The 24,645-nt window shown below is 72.6% G+C and carries 16 protein-coding genes and 1 pseudogene; 12 read left to right on the forward strand and 5 right to left on the reverse strand.

Annotation, left to right across the window (positions count from 1 at the left end; all coding sequences use genetic code 11):
• Window positions 1–413 precede the first annotated feature (413 nt).
• Both ACZ5Y0_RS05635 and ACZ5Y0_RS05640 read right to left on the reverse strand, forming a co-directional pair.
• A pseudogene (locus tag ACZ5Y0_RS05635) lies at window positions 414–898 on the reverse strand (alpha/beta hydrolase); the annotation flags it as partial.
• Window positions 899–972: 74 nt separating this feature from the next.
• Window positions 973–3,678: a lysylphosphatidylglycerol synthase transmembrane domain-containing protein gene (locus tag ACZ5Y0_RS05640; RefSeq protein WP_469127319.1), complete on the reverse strand. Its 2,706-nt coding sequence runs from the start codon at window positions 3,676–3,678 to the stop codon at window positions 973–975.
• A gap of 185 nt (window positions 3,679–3,863) precedes the next feature.
• Here ACZ5Y0_RS05640 and ACZ5Y0_RS05645 point away from each other — a divergent pair, with 185 nt between their 5' ends.
• The 5 genes from ACZ5Y0_RS05645 to nudC all read left to right on the forward strand — a co-directional run bounded on the left by ACZ5Y0_RS05645 (window position 3,864) and on the right by nudC (window position 14,400).
• The gene (locus ACZ5Y0_RS05645) at window positions 3,864–4,277 is read left to right on the forward strand and encodes an MGMT family protein (protein ID WP_469127320.1); all 414 of its coding nucleotides are present in this window, start codon (window positions 3,864–3,866) and stop codon (window positions 4,275–4,277) included.
• A gap of 306 nt (window positions 4,278–4,583) precedes the next feature.
• On the forward strand, window positions 4,584–7,958 hold the full coding sequence (locus ACZ5Y0_RS05650) for an ATP-dependent helicase (protein WP_469127321.1): 3,375 nt from the start codon (window positions 4,584–4,586) through the stop codon (window positions 7,956–7,958).
• A gap of 346 nt (window positions 7,959–8,304) precedes the next feature.
• Window positions 8,305–11,805, forward strand: coding sequence for a UvrD-helicase domain-containing protein (locus tag ACZ5Y0_RS05655; RefSeq protein WP_469127322.1), 3,501 nt, complete (start codon window positions 8,305–8,307; stop codon window positions 11,803–11,805).
• 88 nt (window positions 11,806–11,893) lie between these two features.
• The gene (locus ACZ5Y0_RS05660; RefSeq protein WP_469127323.1) at window positions 11,894–13,297 is read left to right on the forward strand and encodes a dipeptidase; all 1,404 of its coding nucleotides are present in this window, start codon (window positions 11,894–11,896) and stop codon (window positions 13,295–13,297) included.
• Between the two features lie 158 nt (window positions 13,298–13,455).
• Complete coding sequence (gene nudC, locus ACZ5Y0_RS05665) at window positions 13,456–14,400, forward strand: NAD(+) diphosphatase (RefSeq protein ID WP_469127324.1); 945 nt, start codon at window positions 13,456–13,458, stop codon at window positions 14,398–14,400.
• A gap of 89 nt (window positions 14,401–14,489) precedes the next feature.
• On the opposite strand, the gene ACZ5Y0_RS05670 is transcribed toward nudC, so the two are convergent.
• Complete coding sequence (locus ACZ5Y0_RS05670) at window positions 14,490–14,732, reverse strand: mycoredoxin (protein ID WP_351094991.1); 243 nt, start codon at window positions 14,730–14,732, stop codon at window positions 14,490–14,492.
• A 248-nt stretch (window positions 14,733–14,980) separates the two neighbouring features.
• On the opposite strand from ACZ5Y0_RS05670, the gene ACZ5Y0_RS05675 reads away from it, so the two are divergent.
• The 4 genes from ACZ5Y0_RS05675 (at window position 14,981) to ACZ5Y0_RS05690 (ending at window position 18,546) form a co-directional block, all read left to right on the forward strand.
• On the forward strand, window positions 14,981–17,185 hold the full coding sequence (locus ACZ5Y0_RS05675) for an ATP-dependent DNA helicase UvrD2 (protein ID WP_469127325.1): 2,205 nt from the start codon (window positions 14,981–14,983) through the stop codon (window positions 17,183–17,185).
• 167 nt (window positions 17,186–17,352) lie between these two features.
• Window positions 17,353–17,679, forward strand: coding sequence for a hypothetical protein (locus ACZ5Y0_RS05680; protein ID WP_469127326.1), 327 nt, complete (start codon window positions 17,353–17,355; stop codon window positions 17,677–17,679).
• 175 nt (window positions 17,680–17,854) lie between these two features.
• Window positions 17,855–18,223, forward strand: a complete 369-nt coding sequence (locus tag ACZ5Y0_RS05685; protein ID WP_030038270.1) for a WhiB family transcriptional regulator — start codon at window positions 17,855–17,857, stop codon at window positions 18,221–18,223.
• Window positions 18,220–18,546 carry a hypothetical protein gene (locus tag ACZ5Y0_RS05690; protein WP_469127327.1) on the forward strand — a complete coding sequence of 109 codons (327 nt, stop codon included), beginning with the start codon at window positions 18,220–18,222 and terminating at the stop codon, window positions 18,544–18,546. Before ACZ5Y0_RS05685 ends, ACZ5Y0_RS05690 begins: the two co-directional genes overlap by 4 nt.
• Before the next feature lie 171 nt (window positions 18,547–18,717).
• On the opposite strand, the gene ACZ5Y0_RS05695 is transcribed toward ACZ5Y0_RS05690, so the two are convergent.
• Together ACZ5Y0_RS05695 and ACZ5Y0_RS05700 are read right to left on the reverse strand one after the other, a co-directional pair.
• On the reverse strand, window positions 18,718–20,088 hold the full coding sequence (locus ACZ5Y0_RS05695) for an ABC1 kinase family protein (RefSeq protein ID WP_469127328.1): 1,371 nt from the start codon (window positions 20,086–20,088) through the stop codon (window positions 18,718–18,720).
• Window positions 20,081–21,298 carry a TOMM precursor leader peptide-binding protein gene (locus tag ACZ5Y0_RS05700; RefSeq protein ID WP_469127329.1) on the reverse strand — a complete coding sequence of 406 codons (1,218 nt, stop codon included), beginning with the start codon at window positions 21,296–21,298 and terminating at the stop codon, window positions 20,081–20,083. The genes ACZ5Y0_RS05695 and ACZ5Y0_RS05700 overlap by 8 nt, the downstream gene beginning before the upstream one ends.
• A gap of 237 nt (window positions 21,299–21,535) precedes the next feature.
• Here ACZ5Y0_RS05700 and ACZ5Y0_RS05705 point away from each other — a divergent pair, with 237 nt between their 5' ends.
• From ACZ5Y0_RS05705 to ACZ5Y0_RS05715, 3 genes are all read left to right on the forward strand, one after another.
• Window positions 21,536–22,135, forward strand: coding sequence for a M48 metallopeptidase family protein (locus tag ACZ5Y0_RS05705; protein WP_469127330.1), 600 nt, complete (start codon window positions 21,536–21,538; stop codon window positions 22,133–22,135).
• Between the two features lie 135 nt (window positions 22,136–22,270).
• A complete protein-coding gene (locus ACZ5Y0_RS05710) occupies window positions 22,271–23,950 on the forward strand; it encodes a TerD family protein (RefSeq protein ID WP_469127331.1) in 1,680 nt (559 codons plus the stop codon).
• Window positions 23,951–23,961: 11 nt separating this feature from the next.
• The gene (locus ACZ5Y0_RS05715; RefSeq protein ID WP_469127332.1) at window positions 23,962–24,642 is read left to right on the forward strand and encodes an AIM24 family protein; all 681 of its coding nucleotides are present in this window, start codon (window positions 23,962–23,964) and stop codon (window positions 24,640–24,642) included.
• Window positions 24,643–24,645 lie beyond the last annotated feature (3 nt).

Genomic DNA, 24,645 nt, shown 5'->3' on the forward strand with positions numbered 1-24,645 from the left:
TGTCAGGCCATAGTAGGCGGATCGCAGCGCACTCGTCGGAGCCTGTGGACAACCCTCTGACCTGCACTGTCATCGAAAGGCGGGGTGTCACGAGCAGACGGTCCAGGCGGTCGGCACCTTCCCGTTCACCAGGTAGCCGTCCACCGCCGCCCGTCCGAACTTCCCGCTGTCGTACGCGCTGTGCTCCTGCCCCTCGGACGTCAGCTCGACCCCGACGCCCTGGCCAGGGCGTCCACCATCTTCCGGGCGCCCCCCTACAGGGTCGCCGGGTCGCCGGGTCGCCGGCGTTGCCGACCACGAGGACCGGCGCGGAGCCGGCCGCGCTCACGTCGCGATGGTCCGCGGCGCCCGGAACGGCCCGGTCGGTGCGTGTGCGGCGCGCTCGACGGCGTCTTCGGCTGTCATGTCCTGGAGTAGGTGCCGAGGTGCTGATCGTTCACGCAGCGCACGGCGGCGCTGCGGCCCACTCCGGGCGGGTCGAAGCTCACCGGGTCGTAGCGAGTGCGCAGGAGCGCGTAGTCCTCGCCGAACGCGGGCGGGGCGGTGACCCCCCAACCGCCGGGACCGCCGAAGTCGAACGGCAGTGAACCGATCCGCCGATGTCGGGACCGCTGGTCCGCGCCCGGATCAGTGCGACGCCGATCGTGTCGCCCTCGGGCTCGCTCCGGTCGAGGGGCGCCCGCATGGTCGCGCCCTGCCACTCGTCGCCGCCCGGCAGCGGTGAGGGGGCGTTGCCGCCGCCTTCGGACCGGACGGTGCGGGGCGGTTCCCTCCAGCTCAGCTCCTGTGCCGTCAGATCCTCGTTCTGCAAGTCCTCGCACCAGCCCGCCGGCAGCGAGGACGACAGAACGGCGGTGGTGCTGAGCAAGGCCACGCGCGGGCGGGAGAGGTGCGGCATGATCCCATCCCGGGGTCTACCGCACCCCGCGCGCGGGGCACCGTCCGTACGAGGAAAGGGCCGTTCTCGGGCCGTCAGAGGGCGCCCTTGCGGGTGAGGTGGGCGAAGGTCAGCCAGCCAGGCAGCACCGGCAGCCAGAGCGTCAGCAGCCGGAACAGCAGCACCGCGGGGGCGGCGACCTCCTTGGGGAGGCCGACTGCGATCAGACCGACCGTCAGCGTCGCCTCCACGGCGCCGACACCGCCCGGCGTCGGTGCGGCGGAACCGAGCGCGTTGCCGGCGAGGAAGACGACGGCGACGCTGGCGATGCTGATCGAGGTCGTCTCGTCGCCGAAAGCACGGATCGACGCGTCCAGACACATCACGAAGCAGGCCGTCAGCAGCAGCATGCCGCCGATGCCGGTGACCAGCTTCTGCGGCCGCTGGAGCACGTCCAGCATGCGCGGCACGACTCCCGCGAACAGCGACCTCACGCGCGTGACGACGAACTTCCGCAGGAACGGCACGGAGGTCACCACGAGCACCAGCACCGCCACGGTCAGCAGACCCGCGATGACGGTCCGGGACGGCGACAGTGACGGTGTCTTCTCGGTGCCGGTGAGATAGCCGAACGAGAGCAGCATCAGGATGTGGCAGCCGAGACCGAACAGCTGCGAGGCGCCTACGCTCGCCACCGCGAGCCCCGGCCGGACTCCCGCGCGCTGGAGGAACCGTGTGTTGAGGGCGACCCCGCCGACCGCGGCCGGTGCGACGATCTTCACGAAGGACCCGGCGACCTGCGCGGCCACCGTCCGCGGGAACGGCACCCGCTCCGGCACGAACCCCAACAGGCTCATCGCCGCCGCCACATAGCTCATCGCCGAGAACAGCACGGCCGCGGCGACCCAGCCCCACTCGGCGTTGGCGATGAGCGGACCGAACTCGATGTGTGTGAGCTGAGTCAGCAGGAAGTAGGCGCCGATCGCGCCGGCGATGAAGCTGATCAGCGTGCGCGGCCGCACCCGCTCCAGACGGGCGGGCTCCACCGGCGCCTGGGGCCGGATGAGCAGCACCTGGTGCCGGATCTGGGTGAGCAGGTCCTCCTCGCGGGCCTCGTCCAGTGCCTCGTCGATGGCCCTCTTCTCGGCCCGAGTCTCCGCGCGTACGGCCTTCTTCTCGGCCTTGTCCAGGGGAGTGCCGGTCTCGTGTCCGGCCGCTTCGTGGCGGGCCTGCTTGGCCTGCCGGGAGGCCTCCAGGACGGCGTCGCGCTCGCGCTCCGCACGCTCCCGCGCAAGTCTGCGCAGCGTCGCGCGCGTGGAGCGGCTCAACGCGATGGGCTGGAGCATCGGCAGACAGTCGGCGACGGCGTCGGGACCGAGCACGCTCACCGCGGACGCCACCGCGCGCTCGGCGCCCACCCGCAGGCCGAGCGTCACGAGCAGCTGAGAGGTGTCCATGCGCAGCAGCAGATCACCGGCCGCGATTTCGCCGACCCGCATGTCGGTGAGGATCACCGTGCCGGAACGATCCACCAGGATCGCGTCGCCGACCAGCCGGCGATGCGCGATGCGGCGGGACTGGAGGGCGCGCACCTGCTGCCAGGTGTCGTGCAGCAGCTCGTCGGTGATCTCCTCGTCCGAGAGCGAGTCCAGGGTGCGGCCGCCGGTGTGCTCGTACACGAGCATGACGGCGTCGGGGCCCAGCTCGGAGGTCGCGATCAGCTTCGGCGCGTTGGCACCGGCGGCGATCGCCGCGTAGGCCAGCAGTGCCTCCTGCTCCAGCGCCTGGCGCAGCGACTGGAGGCTGCTGCGGGTGGCGAAGCCGCGCAACGTCAGATTGCGCCACGCGCGGTAGAAGAAGCCCTGCGCCTGCTGCTCGCGGTCGACCACCGTGACGTCCAGCGGCCGCCCGTCCTCCAACGTGACGAAGTAGCGCCGGCCGCGGTCCCCGGTCTCCGGGGTCTCCGAGACCTCCTCGCGCGCGGCGCTCGCCGGGCGGAAGCCGACGTGCCGCAGGCCCGCCATCAGCGTCCGCCCCGTGGGCCGGACATTGGGCGAGCCGACCGCGTACAGGGTGCCGTACGCGACGGTCCAGCCGATCAGCACCGTCAGGATGATCGAGAAGGGTGTCGTGTAGCCGGTGACCAGCATGGAGAACGCGTCGAGCATCAGCACGATCCACAGCACCGCGCGCCAGCGCGGCCGTCGTGACATGCCGACGGCCGTCATGTAGGCGATGACGGGCGCCAGGTAGCCGTGGACGGGGTCGGTGAGGGCGTGGATGTCGCCCGGGGACGGCTGGGTGAGCGCCTCCTGGATCGAGTCCGGGGCGGCTTTGGCCACCCACAGGTCGGTGGCGAGCGTCACGCCGTGTGCGAGGACCGCCGCGAGCACGCCGTCGGCGATCCGCAGCCCGTCCCGCTTGATGAGCCGTTCGATGGCGAACGCCACCGGCACGAGCAGGATCGCGATGCTGGACGCCAGCCCGGCGATCTTGATGAGCAGATCGGGCGCCTGTCCGGTGCCCTTGTTGATGTCCTGTTCCAGCCCCGAGGTCGTTCCGTGCGCAAAGGCGGCGACGCCCAGCAGGACGACGACGGCGAGCACGCCGATCAACAGCCGCATGAGGTCGGAGGGGCGGTGCACGCGCGCGGGGAGCAGCGGTTCGTCGCCCTCGACCTCGTCGATGTGTGTCACCTCGACCAGGTCCTGGTCCTGTCCCGACGGGCCGGCGGTGTCCGGGCGCGGCGCAGCGTCAGAGGTTCCCTCCGGGTCCTCGGGATGCACACCCTGCTGCTTCATCGTCTCTTCTTGATCTCGTATCACCGGTCACCGCCCGCACGATGGTGGCATGCCCCACCGACACACAGGGGCATCAGGGTGCAAACGCGAGGCGGACAGTCTGCCCGAAGTACCGCCGTGGGGCGCCGGCCGCACAGGGGCGCGCACCCGCCGCGTTGTCGGTGGCGTGGGGCAGGATGGGGCGGATGAGCGAGCAGAGCCTTCCGGACGCCGCCCGCCCGGAGTACACCGGCGACACGCCGCCGAACCACGCCGACGACGCGCTGCCGGAGTACGCCGAGCGCGTCCTGGAGGTCGCGGACCTGATCCCGCGCGGGCGGGTCATGACGTACGGCGACGTGGCCGAGTGGCTCGAGGAGGGCGGGCCGCGGCAGGTCGGCCGGGTGATGGCCCTCTACGGCGGTGCCGTCCCGTGGTGGCGCGTGGTGCGCGCCGACGGTGTGCTGCTGCCGGGCCACGAACTGCGTGCCCTCGACCACTATCGCGCCGAGGGCACGCCTTTGAAGGCCGCGAGCAGAGCCGCCGAAGGGCATCTGCCGCGCCTGGACATGAGACGGGCGAGGTGGGACGGCGGTGAGCGTGCGGAGGGTCACACCTGACAGCTTCCGCCATCGACCCCGCCTTGCGGGACCTTGTGGCCCGTACGGGGGAAACGAGGCACGTCCGTGACATGGCGTACGTTCGAGGGGCGGGGGACCTGCGTGGCACGCGGGTCGCACGGGCCGTGAGGGAAGGAACGGAAGTCGTCCTTCCGAACTGCCCGTCGGCGTAGCGTCGGCCGCACGCTTCCCCCTCCCCGGGACCACCGCCCGCCTCGGGCGGCACCCGTCCCACCATGACCCCCTCTCGACGGCGCCCCGCGCCGGACGTGACGATCCGCACACCCACCAGGACCGGCGAACCACGTGAGCACCTCTTCCTCCACCAGGCGCCTGCCGCACCCCCAGGGGCGGCAGGGGAGCCGTGGCGCGTACCGGCTGGTGCGTACCCGGCCGACGCCGGTGGATCCCCCTCGTCTGGACGCCGCACAGCGCTCGGTGGTTGACCACACCACCGGCCCCCTGCTCGTCCTGGCGGGTCCGGGCACCGGGAAGACCACCACGCTCGTCGAGTCGGTCGCGGCCCGCGTGGCGCGCGGCGCCGACCCCGCGCGCATCCTCGTACTGACGTTCAGCCGCAAGGCGGCCGCCGAACTGCGCGACCGGATGGCGCTGCGCATGGGCGCCGCACGCGCACCCCGCGCCACCACCTTCCACTCGTACTGCTACGCCCTCGTCCGCGCCGAACAGGACAGCGACCTGTTCGCCGAACCGCTGCGGCTGCTCTCCGGTCCCGAACAGGACGTGGCCGTCCGCGAGCTGCTCGCGGGCCAGGTCGAACTCCAGCGGCACGGTCTCGCACACGTGCGCTGGCCGGACGACCTGCGCGCCTGCCTCACCACGCGCGGATTCGCCGACGAGGTCCGCTCGGTGCTCGCCCGCAGCCGGGAACTGGGGCTCGGTCCCGACGCCCTCGACGCCTTCGCCGGCCGCATCGGGCGCCCCGACTGGCGTGCCGCGGCCTCCTTCCTCGCCGAGTACCTCGACGTCCTCGACCTGCACGGCGTGATCGACTACGCGGAACTCGTCCACCGTGCCGTGCTGCTCGCCCACCGCCCCGAGATCGCCCGGCGGCTCGCCGCGCAGTACGACGCCGTCTACGTCGACGAGTACCAGGACACCGACCCCGCCCAGGTACGCCTGCTGCACGCCCTCGCGGGCGGCGGCCGCACCCTGGTCGCCTTCGGTGACCCGGACCAGTCGATCTACGCCTTCCGGGGCGCCGACGTGAACGGCATCCTGGAGTTCCCGCACGCCTTCCCGCGCCTCGACGGGCACCCGGCCCCCGTAGAGGTCCTGCGCACCTCCCGACGCTCCCGCGCCGCGGTGCTGGCGGCCACCCGGCTCGTGACCCAGCGCATGCCCCTGACCCGCCTCCCGGCGGAGAAGGTCCGCGCCCACCGCGACCTCGCCCCCGCGCGCGAGGGCGGCCGCGTCGAGGTCTACACGTACCCGACGGCCGGCACCGAACTGGACAACATCGCCGACATTCTGCGCCGGGCGCACCTGGAGGAGGGCGTGCCCTGGGGCGAGATGGCCGTCCTGGTGCGGGCCGGCTCCCGCACGATCCCCACGGTCCGCCGCGCCCTCACGGCCGCGGGCGTCCCCCTCGACATCGACGGCGACGACCTGCCCCTGCGCCACGAACCCGCGGTGGCCCCCCTGCTGACGGCACTGCGCGCGGTGGCCACGGCGGAGACGGCCTCGGGCACCGCACGGCCCGGCACGGGCGCCGACCGGCCCGGTGGGCAGGACGCGCCAGGTGACGGTGAAGACGGGCCCGGCGACGCGGAGGCGGCGCAGGCGTCCTGGCTCGACACCGAAACCGCCCTCATCCTGCTCGCCTCGCCCCTCGCGAGCATGGACGCCGCCGATCTGCGCCGCCTCGGACGTGCCCTGCGGGACGAGGAGCGGGCCGCGGGCAACCCCCTGCCGCCGCCGTCGGACGAACTGCTCGCGCGCGCCCTCGCCGAGCCGGAACGCCTGGCCGTGCACGACCCCGTGTACGCGCGCGGCGCCCAGCGCCTGGGCGCGCTGCTGCGGAAGGCCCGGAAACGTCTCGCGGGCGGAGGCACGGCCGAGGAGGCGCTCTGGGACCTGTGGGAGGGCACACCCTGGCCCACGCGCCTGGAGCGGTCCGCCCGCCGGGGCGGCGCGGCCGGCCGCAACGCCGACCGCGACCTGGACGCCGTGTGCGCGCTGTTCGCCACCGCCGCGCGCGCGGAGGAGCGCACCGGCGGGCGCGGCGCGCTGAACTTCCTGGCCGAGATCGAGGCCGAGGACATCGCCGCCGACACCCTCACCCGGCGCGCCGCGCGCCCCGACGCCGTACGACTGATGACCGCGCACCGCGCGAAGGGGCTGGAGTGGAGCCTGGTCGTCGTCGCGGGTGTGCAGGAGGGACTGTGGCCGGACCTGCGCCGCCGCGGCTCCCTGCTGGAGGCCGACCGCATCGGCCGCGACGGACTCGCCGAGCCGCTCACGCCGGGCGCCCTGCTCGCCGAGGAGCGCCGCCTGTTCTACGTGGCCGCCACACGCGCGCGTGACCGGCTCGTCGTCACGGCGGTGAAGGCGCCCGCGGACGACGGCGACCAGCCGTCCCGCTTCCTCACCGAACTCGGCGTCGAGCCCAAGGACGTCACCGGCCGCCCGCGCCGCCCCCTGTCGGTCGCCGCGCTGGTCGCCGAACTCCGTGCCACCACGGTCGACCCACGGGTCTCGGAACCGCTCAGAGAAGCCGCGGCGCGCCGTCTCGCCCGCCTGGCCGCCCTGTCCGACGAGGACGGCCGGCCCCTGGTGCCGTCGGCACACCCGTACCGCTGGTGGGGCATGTTCGAGCCGACCGAGAGCAAGGTGCCGCTGCGCGACCGCGACCGGCCCGTCGTGCTCTCCGGCAGCGCCCTCGAGCAGCTCGCCAACACCTGCGCCCTCCAGTGGTTCCTGGGCCGCGAGGTGAAGGCCGACGCCCCCGCCACCGCAGCCCAGGGCTTCGGGAACGTGGTGCACGTCCTCGCCGACGAGGTCGCCTCCGGACACACTCCGGCCGACCTCGCCGTCCTGACAGAGCGCCTCGACTCCGTGTGGAACGCGCTCGCCTTCGACGCGCCCTGGAAGTCGGCTCAGGAGAAGGAGCACGCGCGCGTGGCGCTCGAACGGTTCCTGAAGTGGCACGTCATGGACCGCACCGGCCGCACCTCGGTCGCCACCGAGCACGACTTCGACGTCACCCTGGAGGCGGGCGAGTACGAGGTCCGCATCCGCGGTCAGATGGACCGCGTCGAGGCCGACGGCCACGGCCGCGCCTATGTCGTCGACTTCAAGACCGGCAAAGCGGCGCCCACCGCGCGCGAGGTGGAACGGCATCCCCAGCTCGCCGTGTACCAGCTCGCCGTCCGAGAGGGCGCCGTCGACGAGGTCTTCGACGGCGCCCGCCCCGAACCGGGCGGCGCCGAACTCGTGCAGTTGCGCCAGGGTGCCGCCCAGCGGGACGGCGGCGAGAGCCTGCCCAAGGTGCAGACGCAGGAGCCGCTGGAGGGTGAGTGGGTCGGCGAACTGCTGGCCACCGCGGCAGGCAAGGTCCTCGACGAACGGTTCGCGCCCACCACCGGCCAGCACTGCACGCACTGCGCCTTCCGCGCCTCGTGCAGCGCCCGGCCGGAGGGACGCCACGTGGTGGAGTGAGTCCGCGGGTCGGGGTGGGCCGATGTGACACGGGGCCGGGAGGGGGCCGTGTGACCCGCGGCCTGAGGTTTCCGATGTGCCGCGCGGCCTGAGCGCCCCGGTGTGGCACGGGGGCGGGAGTGGGCCGGTGTGGCACGTGGTGCGATCGGGCTGTGCGGCCACGCACCGGCCCGTTGTCCGCCGAAAGCGCTGCTGCGCCACCCCGGCGTCGAACCGGGTGCGCGCTGTCCGCCACGCGGCGGACACCCTGGTGTGACGGACCGCACCACCTGTGCTGACCTGCGCGTCCTGCGTGGTGGCAGGCGATTTGTCATCGACTGTCAGTGCCCGCCGCTAGCCTCTCCCCATGCCCGCCCGTATCACCGATCCCGAACAGCTCAAGGAGCTTCTGGGGATCCCTTTCACCCCGGAGCAGACGGCCTGCATCACCGCGCCGCCCGCCCCGCAGGTGATCGTGGCCGGAGCCGGGTCGGGCAAGACGACGGTGATGGCCGCGCGCGTGCTGTGGCTGGTCGGCACCGGCCAGGTCGCCCCCGAGCAGGTCCTCGGCCTGACCTTCACGAACAAGGCCGCCGGCGAACTCGCCGAACGCGTCCGCAAGGCCCTGGTCAGGGCCGGTGTGACCGACCCCGACGTCATCGACCCGGACAACCCGCCGGGCGAGCCCGTGATCTCGACGTACCACTCCTTCGCGGGCCGCCTGCTGACCGACCACGGCCTTCGTATCGGCCTGGAGCCGACGTCCCGGCTGCTCGCCGACGCCACCCGTTACCAGCTCGCCGCGCGGGTGCTGCGTGAGGCGCCCGGACTCTACCCGGCACTCACCCGTTCCTTCGCCGACCTGGTCAGCGACCTGCTCGCCCTCGACTCCGAGCTGGCCGAGCACCTTGTGCGCCCCGAGGACCTGCGCGCGTGGGACGCCGATCTGTTGCACACCCTGGAGGGCGCCAAGCTCAGCAACGCCGACCTGCGCAAGGTGCCCGAGACGGCCGCCGCCCGGCGCGAACTCGCCGAGCTGGTGCTGCGCTACCGGGCCTGCAAGCGGGAGCGCGACCTGCTCGACTTCGGCGACCAGATCGCCCTCTCCGCCCAGCTCGCCCGGATTCCCGAAGTGGGCCGCCTCCTGCGCGACGAGTTCCGGGTGGTGCTCCTGGACGAGTACCAGGACACCTCCGTGGCCCAGCGCACCCTCCTGGCCGGCCTCTTCGGCGGTGGAACCGGGCACCCCGTCACCGCCGTCGGCGACCCCTGTCAGGCGATCTACGGTTGGCGCGGCGCCTCCGTCGCCAACCTCGACGACTTCCCCGAGCACTTCGCCCTCGCCGACGGCCGTCCCGCGACCCGGCAGGCGCTCAGCGAGAACCGCCGCAGCGGCGGCCGCCTCCTCGACCTCGCCAACGGTCTGGCCGAACCGCTGCGCGCGATGCACGCGGGCGTGGAGGCACTCCGCCCGGCCCCCGGCGCCGAGCGCGACGGCATGGTCCGCTGCGCGCTCCTGCCCACCCACGCGGAGGAGATCGACTGGATCGCCGACTCCGTCGCCCACCTGGTGAACACCGGCAAGGCACCCGGCGAGATCGCCGTCCTGTGCCGTACGGCCACCGACTTCGCCGAGATCCAGGGCGCCCTGGTCGCCCGGGACGTACCCGTCGAGGTGGTGGGCCTCTCGGGCCTGCTGCACCTGCCCGAGGTCGCCGACCTCGTCGCCGTCTGCCAGGTCCTCCAGGACCCCGGCGCCAACGCCTCCCTGGTCCGCCTGCTCACCGGCCCGCGCTGGCGCATCGGCCCCCGTGACCTCGCCCTCCTGGGGCGGCGCGCACGGCTGCTCGTGTCCCGCACGCGCGGGGGCGACGGAGACGACCCGGACCGGCGCCTCGCCGAGGCCGTCGAGGGGGTCGACCCCTCCGAGGTGATTTCGCTCGCGGACGCGCTCGACACCTTCCTCGAGACACCCCTGGAGGAAACCGGCGACGACGACGGACTTCCCTTCTCCCCGGACGCGCGCGTGCGCTTCGCCCGGCTCGCGGCGGAACTGCGCGACCTGCGGCGCTCCCTGTCCGACCCGTTGATGGACGTCCTGCACCGCGTCCTCGCCGTCACGGGCCTGGAGGTCGAGCTGTCGGCGTCCCCGCACGCCCTGGCCGCCCGTCGCCGCGAGACCCTGTCGAACTTCCTCGACGTCGCCGCCTCCTTCGCCGCCGCGGAGAGCGAGGCGAGCCTGCTCGCCTTCCTCGGCTTCCTGCGGACCGCCGCCCAGTACGAGAAGGGACTGGACAACGCCCTGCCCGGCGGGGAGAACACCGTCAAGGTCCTCACCGCCCACAGGTCCAAGGGCCTGGAGTGGGACGTGGTCGCCGTCCCGGGGCTCGTCACCGGCACCTTCCCCAGCGGCCAGGGCCGCGAGAAGTGGACCGCCCAGGCCAAGGTGCTGCCGCACGGACTGCGCGGCGACGCCGACACGCTGCCCGACATCGAGGCCTGGGGCTCCCGGGGCATGAAGGCTTTCCACGAGGCCATGAAGGACCACCAGCACACCGAAGAACTACGTCTCGGCTACGTCACCTTCACCCGCCCCCGCTCCCTGCTCCTCGGCTCCGGCCACTGGTGGGGTCCCAGCCAGAAGAAGCCCCGCGGCCCCTCCGCATTTCTCCAGGCCCTGCACGACCACTGCGCGGCCGGATACGGCGAGATCGAGGCCTGGGCCGACGAACCGGAGGAGGGCGAGGAGAACCCCGTCCTTCACCAGGCGTCCGCCGACCACATCTGGCCGCTGCCCCTGGACGACGCCGCGCTGACCCGCCGCCGTGCCGCCGCCGCGACCGTGCTCACCCACCTGGAGGACCTGGCCGCCACCGGGCCAGGCGCACCCACGGCCGCACACGACCCCGAGCCGCACGGCGATGCCGACTGGCCCGTACCGCCGGACGACGACGCACCGGACCCGTACGACGCACCGGACCCGTACGGGGAGCCGGACCCGTACGACGCACCGGAGCCGTACGGCGAGTACGAGCCGTATGACGAGCCCGACCCCTTCGACGAGGCGACCCCCGGTGCTCCCCGCGCCGAGGTCCCGGCCCACGGGGGTGGGCGGACCAGCACCCGCCCCGCCGTTCCGCACCAGGCGTCACCCCCCGAGCCGCGCCGGGCCCGCCTCACCCCCGAGGAGGCCCGTACGGTCGCCTCCTGGGACCGTGACCTGGACGCACTCACCGGGGAGCTGCTGCGCGCCCGGCGGAGCGTCACGGACGTTCCCCTGCCGGTGACGCTGACCGCGTCGCAGCTGCTGCGCCTGGCCGCCGACCCGGACGGACTCGCCCAGGACCTCGCCCGTCCGATGCCCAGCCCGCCCCAGCCGGCCGCGCGCAGGGGCACGAGGTTCCACGCGTGGGTGGAGGCCCGCTTCGAAGAGCTGACCCTGCCCTTCCTGGAGCCGGATGAGCTGCCCGGCGAGGACGCGGAGATCACCGACGAACGCGACCTGGAGGCGCTCAAGGAGGCCTTCGAGCGTACGGAGTACGCCCGGCGCACTCCGTACCGCGTCGAAGTCCCCGTCCAGCTCACCCTCGCCGGCCGCGTCGTACGGGGCCGTATCGACGCCGTCTACGAAGCGGGCGACGACGCCCGCCGGACGTACGAGATCGTCGACTGGAAGACCGGCCGGGGCCGTGACGGCGACCCGCTCCAGCTCGCCGTGTACCGGCTCGCGTGGGCGGAGCAGCAGGGTGTGCCCGTGGAATCGGTCACAGCGGCGTTCGTGTATGTACGCACCGGCGAGGTCGTACGGCCCGGGGATCTGCCGGACCGGGCCGCGCTGGAGCGCCTGTTGACACGGGAGGGGGCGTAGCAGGACGTTCGCGGCGGAACGGCCGCGCGATCAGACCAGGCGCAAGCGCCCGGTCAGGATGCCGGTGCGGCCGGATAGGCTCGTGACCATGAGCCAGACCCCGGACAGCGCCGTCCGCACGTACATCGAACGCCACCGTGCGGCGTTCCTCGACGACCTCGCCGAGTGGCTGCGCATCCCGTCGGTCTCGGCCCAGCCCGACCACGCGCCCGACGTACGCCGCAGCGCCGACTGGCTCGCCGCCAAGCTCAGGGAAACCGGTTTCCCGGCCGTCGAGGTCTGGCCGACGCCCGGCGCGCCCGCAGTCTTCGCCGAGTGGCCCTCCGGCGACCCGCAGGCACCCACCGTCCTGGTCTACGGCCACCACGACGTGCAGCCCGCCGCCCGCGAGGACGGCTGGGACAGCGACCCCTTCGAGCCGGTCGTCCGCGGAAACCGTCTCTACGCGCGCGGGGCCGCCGACGACAAGGGCCAGGTCTTCTTCCACACCCTGGGAGTGCGCGCCCACCTCGCCGCCACCGGCCGGACCGCCCCGGCCGTCAACCTCAAACTGCTGATCGAGGGCGAGGAGGAGTCCGGCTCCCCGAACTTCCGCGCCCTGGTCGAGGAGCACGCCCAGCGGCTCGCCGCCGACGCCGTGATCGTCTCCGACACCGGCATGTGGTCCGAGGACACACCGACGGTCTGCACCGGCATGCGCGGGCTCGCCGAGTGCGAGATCCGGCTGTCCGGGCCCGACCAGGACATCCACTCCGGCTCCTTCGGCGGCGCCGTGCCCAACCCCGCCACCGCAGCCGCCCGCCTCGTCGCCGCCCTGCACGACGAGGACGCACGCGTGACGGTCCCCGGCTTCTACGAGGGCGTCGTCGAACTCACCGACCGCGAGCGCGAACTCTTCGCCGAGCTGCCCTTCGACGAGGAGCGGTGGCTGCGCACCGCCAAGTCGTACGCCACCCACGGCGAGGCCGGGCACACCACCCTGGAGCGCATCTGGGCCCGCCCCACCGCCGAGGTCAACGGCATCGGCGGCGGCTACCAGGGCCCCGGCAGCAAGACGATCGTCCCCTCCTCCGCCTTCGTGAAGCTGTCCTTCCGGCTGGTCGCGGGACAGGACCCCGACCATGTGGAGAAGGCGGTCCGCGCATGGGCCGAGGAGCAGGTGCCCGCCGGCATCCGTCACGAGATCACCTTCAGCCCCGCCACGCGCCCGTGCCTGACCCCGCTGGACCACCCGGCCCTGCGATCCGTCGTGCGCGCCATGGGCCGCGCCTTCGAGGGACCCGTCCGTTTCACCCGTGAGGGAGGCTCGGGCCCCGCCGCCGACCTCCAGGAAGTACTCGACGCCCCGGTGCTCTTCCTGGGTGTCTCCGTCCCCTCCGACGGCTGGCACGCGCCGAACGAGAAGGTGGAGCTCGACCTCCTCCTCAAGGGGGTCGAGACCACCGCGTACCTCTGGGGCGACCTCGCCGAGACCTGGCGCCATGCGCCCTGACGGCCCCGCCCGGTCCGGAGCGACACCGCGCGCGGAGCACACTGGGAAGACCTCCCCGCACGGCGACACCGCACCGGACCAGGTCGCCGCCACCTGCCGCACGTCCCGCTGAACCGCCCGCCGAAACAACCGTTCCACCGGGGGAGTTGGAAGCACCCGTGACCACCTGGACCGACCAGAACGCCGACCGACCCATCTCGCTCACCGCCCCGAGCGGCATCGACCGCGCAGCCCACCACCGGCTGGACGAGGCCTGGCTGGCCGCGGCATGGAGCCACCCCACCACACGCTGCTTCGTCGTCTCAGGCGGCCAGGTTCTCGTCGACGAGACGCCCGACGGCCGGACCGAACTCGTCATGACCCCCTCGTTCGAGGCCCCTCTCACCGAGGCCCACCGCTACTTCCTGGGCACCGACGCCGACGGCGTCAGCTATTTCGCCCTCCAGAAGGACGCGCTGCCCGGACGCATCGACCAGTCCGCCCGCCCCGCGGGCCTGCGCGAGGCCGGCCTTCTGTTGTCCCCGCGCGACGCCGGCCTGATGGTGCACGCGGTCGGACTGGAGAACTGGCAGCGCACCCACCGCTTCTGCTCCCGCTGCGGCGAGCGCACGGTCATCGCCGCCGCCGGCCACATCCGCCGCTGCCCCGCCTGCGGCGGCGAGCACTACCCGCGCACCGATCCCGCGGTGATCATGGCCGTCACGGACGAGGACGACCGCATCCTGCTCGGCCGTCAGGTCCACTGGCCGGAGGGCCGCTTCTCGACGCTCGCCGGCTTCGTCGAGCCCGGCGAATCCATCGAGCAGGCGGTGCGCCGGGAGGTCTTCGAGGAGGCCGGCGTCACCGTCGGCCAGGTCGAGTACGTCGCCAGCCAGCCCTGGCCGTTCCCGTCCAGCCTCATGCTCGGCTTCATGGCACGCGCCACCTCCACCGTCATCGAGGTCGACGGCGACGAGATCCACGAGGCCCGCTGGTTCTCCCGCGACGAACTCGGCGCGGCCTTCGACTCCGGCGACGTCCTGCCCCCCTTCGGCATCTCCATCGCGGCCCGCCTGATCGAACTCTGGTACGGCAAGCCGCTGCCGACCCGCAGCTTCATGTGAGGCCCCACACGAAGAGGGCGGCCCCTGACATCAGGGACCGCCCTCTTCGTCGTACCGCCGGGTCCGCCGACGGTCAGGGGTACGGCGGGCTACGCGCCGATCTTCTGCTTGACCTGGGCCAGCGAGGGGTTCGTCAGCGTGGAGCCGTCCGGGAACAGCACGGTCGGCACCGTCTGGTTTCCGCCATTCGCCTTCTCCACGAACGCTGCGGACTCCGGGTCCTGCTCGATGTTGATCTCGTCGTACGTGATGCCCTCGCGGTCCATCTGGCTCTTCAACCGGCGGCAGTAGCCGCACCACGTGGTGCTGTACATCGTGACAGTGCCCGGCATGTCTCTCGCGCTCCTTCGGTGACTCGGGGATGTGGGGTCGCGCAGAGGGAACGCACGGAGAGGCACCGCCATTCCCGCGCGCGCCCCGAACCGACGTGACGCCTGGCGCAGCCGACCACGCGCCTGCCACGACCAGCCGGGGGCGCCGGCCGAGACGGGCTGTGACTCCGGCCGCATTGGTACGACTACCGGTACCCACCTGTGGACAACCGGCTCTCCCGTCTCCGGCGACCTGGCAGCATGGCTGTGTGACAGCAGCAACGCACTCCACCCTTTTCCCGCAGGTACCGGACTCGGCCGACGCGGTGCTCGACGGGCTCGACCCCGAGCAGCGCGAGGTGGCCACCGCCCTGCACGGACCGGTGTGCGTGCTGGCCGGAGCCGGGACCGGCAAGACGCGGGCGATCACCCACCGCATCGCCTACGGCGTGCGCGCCGGCATCCTGCAACCCTCGAGCGTCCTCGCCGTCACCTTCACCAACCGCGCCGCCGGAGAGATGCGCGGGCGGCTGCGCCAGCTCGGCGCCCAGGGCGTCCAGGCCCGCACCTTCCACTCCGCCGCCCTGCGGCAGCTCCAGTATTTCTGGCCGAAAGCGATCGGCGGCTCCCTGCCCCGACTCGTCGACCGCAAGGTCCAGCTCGTCGCCGACGCGGCAGCCGCCTGCCGTATCCGCCTCGACCGGGGCGAGCTGCGGGACACCACCGCGGAGATCGAGTGGTGCAAGGTCACCCAGACCGTCCCCGCCGACTATCCGGCGGCCGCCGCCAGGACCGGCCGCGAGACCCCGCGCGCGCCCGCCGAGATCGCCCAGCTCTACGCGGCCTACGAGGACCTCAAGCGGGAGCGCGGGGTCATCGACTTCGAGGACGTGCTGCTGCTGACCGTCGCCGTCCTCCAGGACCGGCAGGACATCGCCGAGCAGGTCCGCGCCCAGTACCAGCACTTCGTGGTCGACGAGTACCAGGACGTCAGCCCCCTCCAGCAGCGTCTGCTGGAGCTGTGGCTCGGTGACCGGGACACCCTGTGCGTGGTCGGTGACGCCAGCCAGACGATCTACTCCTTCACCGGAGCGACCCCCGACCACCTCCTCGACTTCCGTACCCGCCACCCCGGGGCCACCGTCGTCAAGCTGGTCCGTGACTACCGCTCCACCCCTCAGGTCGTCCACCTCGCCAACGGCCTGCTCGCCCAGGCGCGCGGCCGGGCCGCCGACCACCGCCTGGAACTGATCTCCCAGCGCGCACCGGGACCCGAACCCGTCTACACCGAGTACACCGACGAGCCCGCCGAGGCCGAGGGTGCGGCCCGCCGCATCCGTGAGCTGCTCGGTGCGGGCGTCCAGCCCGCCGAGATCGCCGTCCTGTTCCGCACCAACGCTCAGTCAGAGACCTACGAGCAGGCCCTCGCCGACGCCGGCATCCCGTACCAGCTGCGCGGCGCCGAGCGCTTCTTCGACCGCCCCGAGGTACGCAAGGCGATCAGCGCCCTCCGCGCCGCCGCCCGCTTCGGCGGCAACGACGCCCTCCTCGAGGACGTCGTGGACCTGCCCTCCCAGGTGCGCGCGGTCCTGTCCGGCGAGAACTGGACGCCCCAGCCACCGGCCGGTTCCGGTGCCGTCCGGGAACGCTGGGAGTCGCTGGCCGCGCTGGTGAACCTGGCGCAGGACTTCACCGCTGCCAGAGCGAGCGCGACCCTCGCCGACCTGGTCGCCGAACTCGACGAGCGCGCGGGCGCCCAGCACGCCCCGACGGTCCAAGGCGTCACGCTCGCCTCCCTGCACTCGGCCAAGGGCCTGGAGTGGGACGTCGTCTTCCTGGTCGGTGTCGCCGAGGGCATGATGCCGATCACCTACGCGCGCACCGACGAGCAGATCGAGGAGGAGCGCCGCCTGCTCTACGTCGGCGTCACCCGGGCCCGCGAGCGCCTGCACCTCTCCTGGGCGCTCTGCCGGTCGCCGGGAGGCCGCCCGAGCCGCCGTCCCAGCCGGTTCCTCGACGGACTGCGGCCCGGCTCGGGCGGAGCGGCCGGGCGCGGCGCCAGTGTCGGCGTCGGAGGCGTCGAGCGGGGTTTCCGGAGCGCGGCCGCGGGCGTGGTGGTCGTGCCGCGCCGGACCCAGCGCACCCCGGCCCGCTGCCGGGTCTGCGGGCGCACCCTGACCGACGGCGGCGAGATGAAGCTGATGCGCTGCGAGGACTGCCCCTCCGACATGGACGAGGGCCTCTACGAGCGGCTGCGCTCCTGGCGCGCGGTCCAGGCACGACGAGCTGGACAGCCCGCGTTCTGTGTCTTCACGGACAAGACCCTGATCGCGATTGCCGAGGCCGCCCCCGAGGAACCGGGCGACCTCGCGCGGATCCCGGGCGTCGGCATGCGCAAGCTCAACCGCTACGGAACCGATGTTCTGGCCCTCTGCGCAGGCCAGGATCTGGCGGCCGAGGACGAGGAAGACTGATCCGAACTCGTCGGAAAAATAGTTTGCGCATGCCCCAGGAATCCCCATAGGTTCTTAGGCACGAGAACAGAGGCCTTCTCCAAGGCCCCGGTTCCGTGCTGTACTTACATATCCGTCGAACTGGGTTCATTTCCGGTTCCCCGAGACGCCGAGAGGAGGCGATTCCAGTGATCATCATCAACACCAACTCCGTCAGCACCGCCAAACTGACCGATCGCTCGAACGTCTCCACGTGCATTCTCGCCGCCTCGAACCTGGGCACCGGTCTGTCCGGCATTCGTGCCGGCCGGCTGGCGTCCTCCTCCGTTGCCCCCGCGGGCCTCCTTGTCCGCGAGCGCAGTGAGCGACCGACGAAGGCACTGGAAGCGGCAGTAGCGGCGCAGGCGAAGGCCTATGCCTTTACGGCGACCGGTGCCGGTGCCCGGAAGCAGACGACGCAGCACCACCTGATGTGGGCCTTCCGTGGGCCAGAACCCTGGAGTGATCCAGCCTGATCGTCGATCAGGCCGGCGCCTTCAGGGCCGCGGAACCCCACCCGGGATCCGCGGCCCTTCTGTTTGTCCCCGACCGGGGCGGCAGAGCGAGGGGGCCTCGGGACAAGAGAAAACCCCGGTACCAAGCCGCCACCCGGCCCGACAGGGCCGGAACGACCAGACGAGGAAGACGACCGTGCAACTCGAAGCGCACGCCCCGTCCGTACCGCCTTCCGAAACGATCCCCCCGCCCGGCCTCACGGAGGACTCCACCTTGACCCCGCTCACGGCGCTCACCGCGCTCGACGACGCCATCGAGAACCTCGGCGTACCCGTCCCCTGCCGCTCCTACGACCCGGAGGTCTTCTTCGCCGAGTCGCCGGCGGACGTGGAGTACGCCAAGTCCCTGTGCCGCACCTGCCCGCTGGTCGAGGCCTGCCTGGCCGGTGCCAAGGAGCGGCGCGAGCCCTGGGGCGTCTGGGGTGGCGAGCTGTTCGTCCAGGGTGTCGTCGTCGCCCGGAAGCGGCCGCGTGGCCGCCCGCGCAAGAACCCGGTCACCGCATGAACACCATCGCAGGAACGATCGACCGTCCCCTCACGCACGACCCCAAGAAGCAGGCCCCGATGAAGCCGTCCACCAGCGAGCCCGCAGGCTCCGCGATCCAAGACGTCACCACCACCGGCGCGAACGACTCGCGTCAGAACAGGACCCGCGAGATGCAACTCATCCCAGAAGCCCTGGCTCGTGCGCATATGCACGACCGCCTGCACGAGGCCGAGCAGGAACGCCGGGCCATGCGCCTGGTGACCGCTCGCCGGATGCAGCGTCGGGCCGAGCGCGCCTCGCTGCGTGCTCGCCGGGCGCTCGCCATGGCCGTGATGCAGTAACCCCTTCCACCTGAAGCGGTGGCCTCCCGGTAAGGGAGGCGAAGCTCTCCCCGCGGGGACCGGTCCGTCCGAACGGACCGGTCCCCGCAGCACGTTGCGCCACGGAAGCCGGGATGACGCGGCCGACGGGCGGCCGACCCGGCCAGGTGATCACTCGCCCCTGGCCGCCGGTCACGCCTGCGCGACGGAACCCTCCGCCTCCGGGCCGTCGTCGAGGACGAACCCCGGCAGCCACTCCTCCAGTTCCTCCCGCAGCCGTACCGTCGCACCGAGCTGGCACAGCACGCCGATCGTGCTGAGCGTCACCCGGTGGATCAGCAGGTAGGCCGGAGGCAGGTTGAGCTGCCTGCCCAGTTGGTAGGCGGGGGAGCGCGGGTCAGCGATCCGGGCCGCCTGGCTGCGCATCCAGTCCCGGGTGAACGTGAACTCGTCGACCAGTGCCGGTTCGATGATCGGCAGAAGGTAGTCGAGGACCGCGTCGGGCTCCAGCTCGATGGACTCCTTGACGAACCCCTCCTCGCGCAGCAGCTCGTAGACCGCGTTCGCCTCGCCGTCGAGGGTCATGCGCAGCGAGGTGCCGATCGTCCGGGGCAGCCCGCCGGGGAGCCGGTCGACGGTGCCGAAGTCCAGGACGCCCAGACGCCAGTCGGCCTCGCCCTCCGGGCCGCCGGGCACGAGACGGAAGTTGCCGGGGTGCGGGTCGGCGTGCAACAGACCGGTCCGGGCCGGGCCGGAGAAGAGGAAACGCGACAGCAACTGGCCGGCGCGGTCGCGCTGCTCGGGGGTGCCGCCGGAGATCACCTCGGACAGGGGCACGCCGTCGATCCACTCCGTGACCAGGACCTGGTCGCACTGGTGGACCACCGCCGGGACCACGACATCGGGATCGCCGCGGAACTCTTCCGCATGCGCCTGCTGGGCCTGCGCCTCCAGCCCGTAGTCCAGCTCCTCCGAGACACGGTCCCGGAGTTCAATGATCAGCGGCTTGATGTCCATGCCGGGAATGAGGGGGCCCAACAGCCGGGCGAAACGGCTCAGTTGGTTCAGGTCCGACAACAGGGCCTCGCCCGCGCCGGGATACTGGACCTTGACCGCCACCTCCCGCCCGTCGTGCCACACCGCCCGGTGCACCTGGCCGATCGAGGCTGCCGCGGCCGGCTTGTCGTCGAACCTGAGGAACAGTTCTGGCCAGCCCTCGCCGAGCCGCTCCGCGAGCACGGAGTGCACCGTGCGGGTCGGCATGGGCGGCGCGGCCTCCTGGAGCTTGGTGAGGGCCGCGCGGTAGGGGCCGGCGACCTCCTCGGGCAGGGCGGACTCGAACACGGACAGGGCCTGCCCGAACTTCATCGCACCGCCCTTCAACTCGCCGAGAACCTTGAACAGTTGCTCCGCGGTGCGCTGTTGCAACTCCCGGCCGACGATCTCCGCGGACTCACCCACGATCCGTTTGCCCAGGCCCCAGGTGGCGCGGCCCGCGATGCCGAGCGGGAGCGCGGCGAGCTTGGCGGTCCGGGTGACCGCCTTCCGGGGAAGATCAGACATGCGCCCTCCAGGTCCCAGAAAGCCGCGCCGCGTCTGCCGTACGGCGTAACTCCTTCGAATGCCGTTGCTCCGTCATTGTCGCGCGCGACTGCGCGTCCTCGGCCAAGGTGTGTTCCTCATTACCTTTCTCCGCCGTCCCGCATGGGCATGCGGGGTGCGGCCACACCGGTCGCGCATGCCACTGGAGGGTCGGCAACGACACCTCCCAGCGTGCGTCCAGGCTGGAAGGGGATGAGCCGTCGAGAAAGGCGAGCGCGTGGGCCGCCGCCAGCCCCGCGACCGTGGTGGCCAGCGTCAGGTCGCAGGCGCGGACGGCGCGCCGCGTCCCGGAGTGCCACTGCGCGACCAGCCGGGGCCACGCCGGATCCCGGTCGGTACGCGCCTGGTGCAGGCACCCAGCGCAGGCCGTCTCACCGGGCAGGACCAGTGGGCCGACCACCCCCGTCGCCTCCACGACCCCCGCGTACAGATGCGGTGTGCCCGAGTCGATCAGGGACTCGGCCTCGGACGGAGCCGGGGCGTGCACGGAGACGTCGTCCCGTGGGGCGAGGATCACCAGGGAGAAACCCGGCACGTCCGTCCCGCCCGGTGAGCGGCTGCTCCGACGGGGCGCCCGGCACGGCGCGGCCCGGCGCACCGCACGACGGGCGGACTCGTCCCGGCGCTCACCGATCGCGTCGGCAGGCAGTCCGCCCGGAGCGACGTCCCCCGGCTCCACCACGCCACCGTCGCGCACGTCCACCTCGCCGATCCCCGCGCCCGAGAGCAGCGAGGCCAGCACGGCACCCACCCGGCCGGCACCCCGTACCTGCACCCGGAGCCGGCGTCGGGCGGCCAGGTGCTCGATGGCCCCGCCCGGCTCCGACGTGGTCAGCGACAGCGACGCGAGGTCCGGGCGCAGCCGGTCCATGACGTCCTTCCTCTCCCGCAGGGCGACCCCGTCCGCCCCGCCCCCGCGCGCGTCGTCGAGCAGGCCTGCCCCCGCCAGCCGCCGCACCAACTGATCCACATGCCCGTCCGGCAGGTCCATCCGCTGCCCCTCCTCGCGCAGGAGAGGGAGCCCGCGGGTTCCGTCCAGCAGGTCCAGGAAACTGCCCGTCGCCGTGTCCACCGGGCCGAGCGTCAGCGCGTGCGCCGGGGCCAGCCCGAACTGCACGGTGTTCAGGTCACGCCAGCCGCGCCGCAGCGCGGGCTTCACCATCGGATGCATCGAAGGCCCCCGTCGCACTGGAATCTCCCCGTACGCCGACGGGGCGGGGCCATGGGGCGCTCGCTCCGCCGACGAATGCCAGCATGCCCGGCCGCGCCGAGGGGTGCCGAAGGTTGTCCACAGGGAACGGAATTCATCGTACAAATCCGTCGTACGAGGCAAGCGCGAGCCGGGGGATCGGAACCGAACCGCCCCGGAGTCGGGACTTCCCCCGTTCGCAGCGGGTAACGTCGGTGCGTGCCCGCCGATCCACTGCACCGCGCCGGAACGCCACAGCGCAGCACGACGAGCCAGCCGCCGAGCGGCTCACGCGCGAGCGTGATCGAGGTCCGCAGGAGCGCCCGACGACGCCGGACGGTCTCCGCGTACCGCGAGGGCGATCGCACCGTCGTGCTCATCCCTGCCCGCATGTCCGAGGCCGAGGAGCAACGCTGGGTGAGCGTCATGCTCGACAAGCTCGCCGCGCAGGAGAGCCGTCGCCGCATCCCCGGCGACGCCGAGCTGGCCGACCGCGCAGAGCGGCTGTCGGCCCAGTACTTCGACGGCCGGGCCAGGCCCGCCACGGTCCGCTGGGTGACCAACCAGAACACCCGCTGGGGCTCGTGCACCCCTGCCGAGGGCAGCATCCGCCTGTCGCACCGCCTCAAGGGCATGCCGGAGTACGTCGTCGACTACGTGCTCCTCCACGAGCTGGCGCACCTGCTCGTGCCCGGTCACGGCCCCGACTTCTGGCGGTTGCTGGAGGCGTATCCGCGCACCGAACGGGCCCGTGGCTACCTGGAAGGGGTGGTCGCGGCCGAGCGGTTGCCCCACCTGCCCGGCACCCGCGGGGAGTGAGTTCCGCGCGCGGGTCGTCCGGCAGCGTCCCGCGCGGGTTGTGTACCGGCTCTGTACCGACATCGTCCGGTGTCCGAGTTTGCCGTTAGCCTGACGCGACGCACTCGCAATCGGGATGGGGGACGGTCGTAACGCATGTCCAGGGAATTCCAACGCGGCCACAAGGCCAGGATCAGTGACCTCACGGCGGGCACGGATCTGTACGTAGGTGTGCAGATCTCCGGCCCCGGCCTGACCTTCGACATCAGCTGCTTCGGCCTCGACGCCGACGAGCGGCTCTCGGACGACCGGTACTTCGTCTTCTTCAACCAGCCGAAGACCCCCGAGGAGTCCGTTCAGCTCCTGGGCGCGCAGGCGGGCGACACGGAGTCCTTCCGCGTCACTCTGGACCGGATCCCCCCGCAGATCCGCAGGCTGTCCTTCACCGCGACCCTCGACGGCGCGGGCCAGATGTCGCAGATCGCCCCCGGCTATCTGCGGATCGTCGCGGGCGGCGAGGAGGTGGCCCGCTACTCCTTCGGCGGCTCGGAGTTCTCCACCGAGCGCGCAGTGATGCTGGGCGACTTCTACTTCAAGGACGGGTGGCGCTTCGCGGCCGTCGGACAGGGCTTCGACGGCGGTCTGGACGCGCTGCTGAAGAACTTCGGCGGTGAGGTCGCCGAGGAGGAGGCGCCCGTCGCCGCGCCGCAGCCGCAGTCCGGCGCCGCTCCCGGCTTCGCCCCGCCCGCCTTCGGCGCCCCGCCCGCCCCGGCACCGGCCCCACAGCAGCCGCAGCCCGCCGCCCAGGGCTTCGCCCCGCCGGCCGGCCCGCCTCCGGCCGCGACCCAGCCGCCCGTGCACGCCGCGCCGACGATCATCGCGCCCATGACCCCGCCGGGCGGAGTCCAGGTCCCGCCTCCGTCCCCGGCGCCCTACGGCCAGCCCGGCCAGCAGCCGTACGGTCAGCCGCAGCAGCAGCAGCAGCTCGGCCGGCCCGGCGCGCCGAGCGCCCCGCCGCCCCCCGGCTACGGGCAGCCTCCGGCGCCGCAGGCCCCCACGCCGCCCCCCGGCTATGGCCAGCCGACCCCGCCGCCGGGCTACGGCCGGCAGCCGGCTTTCGGCCAGGTACCCGGCCAGCAGGCCTACGGCGTGCCCCAGGGCGCGCCGCAGGGGGGCGTCGGTGTGGCCGCGGCCCTCCAGCAGTTCAAGGAGACGCCCACGGGGCAGCGCTGGACGCAGCAGAACCGGAAGCTGATCCGCGTCGACCTCGGCGTCGGCGGCCAGCCGGTGCTGGCCCGGCAGGGCAGCATGGTGCTCTATCAGGGCAAGGTCGACTTCAGTTACAAGGGCGCCGGATTCGCCGGCCGGATCGTCGGCAACGCGACCGGCCAGGAGATGCAGCTGATGCGCTGCACCGGCCAGGGACAGGTGTTCCTCGCCGAGGACTCCACCATGCTGCACCCCATCGAGTTGCAGGGCGACGGCATCTGCGTCTCCGCGGAGAACGTCCTCGCCTTCGACGAGAGCCTCCAGTACGAGGTCCGCCGCATCGAGGGTCACGGCATCCCCGGCGGCGCCCTCTTCACCATGCAGTTCACGGGCACCGGCACGATCGTCGTGAAGACGCACGGCACGCCCGTCGTCCTGCCGGTGACGCCGACGACCTTCGCCGACTGCAACGCCGTCGTCGCCTGGTCCGCCGCGGCCCAGGTCGTCGTCTCCAGCCAGGTGCGCATGCGCCGCAACGCCTACCCGGGCGACACGGGAGAGAGCGTGAACCTCCAGTTCCGGGCCGCTCCCGGCAACTTCATCGTCGTCCAGCCGTACGAGGTCTGAGGGAGCCCGTCATGAACCAGCCGCTCGCGGGCTTTGCCCCCGCACCCGTCACCGCCCGGATGGAGAACCACGGCAACCACATGCTGAAGGTGGCCCTCCAGACCGGAAGCGACCTCCTCGCGCGCGTGGGCTCGATGGTCGCCTACGAGGGCTTCATCCAGTACGAACCCAACCCGCCGGCCGTGCGCCAGATCGCGCGCGACTGGATGACCGGCGAGGGCGCGCCCCTGATGAAGTGCTCCGGCGACGGCCTGCTCTACCTCGCCGACTACGGCGCGAACGTCGTCGTGATCAACCTCAACGGCGACGGCATCTCCGTCAACGCCACCAACCTGCTCGCCTTCGACGCCCACCTCACCTGGGGTGTCGAGCGGGTCAAGGGTCTGGCGAAGTTCGCCGGACAGGGACTGTGGAACACCAAGATCTCCGGGCAGGGATGGGTCGCCCTGACCTCCCGGGGCAAGCCGATCGTCGTCGACTGCGGCGGCGGTGAGAACGAGACCTACGTCGACCCGGACGCGCTCGTCGCCTGGTCCCCGAACCTCAAGGTCAAGGGCAAGCGCAGCTTCAAGGCGCAGTCGTTGATCGGCCGGGGCAGCGGCGAGGCCTACCAGATGGCCTTCTCCGGTGAGGGGATCGTCGTCGTCCAGCCCAGCGAGGACAGCACCGACCGCCTTCGGGTCCGGGGCTGAGGG

The organism is Streptomyces sp. NPDC033216, from assembly GCF_055577115.1.